This window comes from Cellulomonas bogoriensis 69B4 = DSM 16987 (assembly GCF_000767165.1).
In the GTDB taxonomy this organism is placed as follows: Bacteria; Actinomycetota; Actinomycetes; order Actinomycetales; family Cellulomonadaceae; genus Actinotalea; species Actinotalea bogoriensis.
The window spans coordinates 1-2,427 of the sequence record NZ_AXCZ01000267.1; the positions used below are offsets into that span (position 1 = coordinate 1).

Annotated in this window: 1 protein-coding gene and 1 pseudogene; one reads left to right on the forward strand and one right to left on the reverse strand. The window is 74.2% G+C overall.

The features are described 5' to 3' along the window. Window positions 1-1,710 (forward strand): fibronectin type III domain-containing protein (locus tag N869_RS14410; protein ID WP_035062730.1); only part of this gene is annotated, 1,710 nt, incomplete at its 5' end. Between the two features lie 90 nt (window positions 1,711-1,800). Here N869_RS14410 and N869_RS18615 read toward each other — a convergent pair. After that, window positions 1,801-2,427: pseudogene (locus tag N869_RS18615) on the reverse strand (hypothetical protein); the annotation flags it as partial.

Sequence of the window (2,427 nt, forward strand, 5' to 3'; positions counted from 1 at the left end):
AAAGGCGTCGCGTACATCGTCGACGGCACCCCCGTCGCCCCCGGCACCTACCCCGGCACCGGGACCGTCGTGATCGACGCCGAGGCCGAGGAGGGCTACGAGCTCGTCGGCGAGTCGCGGTTCACCTTCACGTTCACCGACATCCGCCTGGCGACAGCGGTGGCACCGACGTTCGTGGACGAGTTCGGCACCGACGAGGACACGTTCACGATCCCCGCCGTGGAGGGCGTGACCTACCTGGTGAGCGGTGCCCCCGTCGCCCCTGGGACCTACCCGGGTTCGGGCACGGTCGAGGTCGCCGCGGTCGCCGACGAGGGGTTCGTGCTGACCGGTGCCTCCGGGTTCACGTTCACGTTCACCGACATCCGCCAGGTCACCGCGACGCCGCCCACCGTGCAGGACCGGCCCGGCACCGCCGACGACACCGTCACCATCCCCGCGGTCACCGGTGTCGTCTACCAGCGCGACGGTGTGCCCCTGGCGCCCGGCACCCACCCGGCCACCGGGACGGTCGTCATCACCGCCCACCCGGAGGGCCCCGCCTACGAGCTCACCGGACCCACGGCGTTCACCTTCGTGCTCTCCGCCGACGACGTCCCCGGTGCACCCACCGTGACCGGGGTCCCCGGGAACCGGACCGTGACGCTCACCGTCACCCCGCCGGCGAACGACGGCGGGTCGACGATCCTCACCTACGAGTACTCCGTCGACGGCGGCCAGACCTGGACCACCGCCGAGGACCTCCCGCAGTCACCGCAGGTGGTCCGTGGGCTGAGGAACGGGACCACCTACACCGTGGTGGTGCGGGCGGTCTCCGACCTCGGGCCCGGTGCGCCGAGCGCCCCCCGCAGCCTCACCCCCACGGTGACGCCCGTTGCCGTCGACACGGGCGCCCCGGACGTCGAGCGCCCCGTCGTGGCGCCCGGTCAGAGCCGCCTGTGGGTGGACGGGGTGCCCACCGACGTGCAGACGTCGGTCGAGCGCGGCGCATGGACGGTCACCGGCGACGGCTTCACCGTGACCCTGCAGGGCTTCGAGAGCCAGGGGACGGCGATGGAGGTCGACGCCCAGGGGCGGCTGGTCGTCCGAGAGGGCGGGTTCGTGCAGGTCAGCGGCACCGGGTTCGCGCCGGGCAGCGTCGTCGACGTCTGGCTGTTCTCCACCCCGTACCTGCTGGGCACCGTGTCGGTGGACGAGGACGGCGAGTTCGCCGCATCGTTGCCGCTGCCCGACGACATCGCCGTCGGCGAGCACACCGTGCAGCTGAACGGGGAGGCCGCCAACGGGTCCCTGCGCAGCCTCTCGACCGGACTCGTGGTCCAGGCCGCTCTCGCCGAGCCGGACCCCGTCGTGCCCGACCCGGCTGACCCCGGTGCGGGCGACCCGGAGGGCGGGGACCCCGTGGGGCCCGATCCCGCGGACCCGTCCGAGCCGGGTGAGCCGTCTGAGCCGGGGGAGCCGGGTGACCCTGCGGGTCCCGATGCGGGTGATGCCGACTCCGGTGACCCTGAGGTCGCTGACCCTGTGGCGGGTGACGTCGACGAGGGCGACCAGAGCACTGGCACGCCGTCGCGTGACGGGGCGCTGGCCCGCACCGGAACAGGTGTGGTCGTGCCGCTGCTGCTGATGGTGCTGCTCGTCGGCCTCGGGGTCACAGGTGTCGTGGCCGGGCGCCGGCCGCGACCGGTCGCGGTGTCGAACCACCGCTGAGGGGTGAGACCAACCCGGCGCGTCCTGCGGGGCGCGCCGGGTTCACCCGCCTGCCCGACGGGCATCTGGTGCGCGGGCCCGTCTGGGTCGTTACCAGCGGTCGGGGTCTTGGTGGTGGTCGGGTGGTGGGGGGAGGACGGGGAGGTTGTCTCGTGAGCCTGCTTGGAGTGCGGGGTGGTTGCGGTCGGGGGTGGTGGGTTCGGTGAAGTCGGGGACGGTGTAGCCGAAGGTGGTGCGGCGGCGCTGGTCTTGTTTGCCAGCTGCGGCTGCGCCGCCTCCGCCCATGGGCATGCCGGCGGCCATGGTCCCCCCGCGTGCCCCGGTCCCGGTTCCTGCTGCGCTGCCGGTGCTGGTGGTGGCGCCGGGAGTGGTGGTGCCGTTGAGGCCGGGGGTGCGTCCCCCTGGCCCGGTTCCAGTCCCGGGGGCGTGCCCAGCACCGGCGCCTGTACCTGCACCTGCGCCGGTGCCGGGGGTGAGGCCCAGGCGAGCACCAGCACCGACCCCGGTTCCGGTCGCCCCACCGGCGTGGCCGATGGCGGGCCGCAGTCCCGCCGCACCGGGGCCGGTGGCCGTGGTGGGTGTGGTGCCGGGCCTGAGGCCGGGGTTCATCGTGGTGTTCAGGCCGCCGCGTCCTAGTCCGGTGGCGCCGAGGGCTGCGGCGCCGATCGCTGTACCACCGGCAGCCGCACCGCCTGCGCCTCCGGCAGCGCCGGTGCC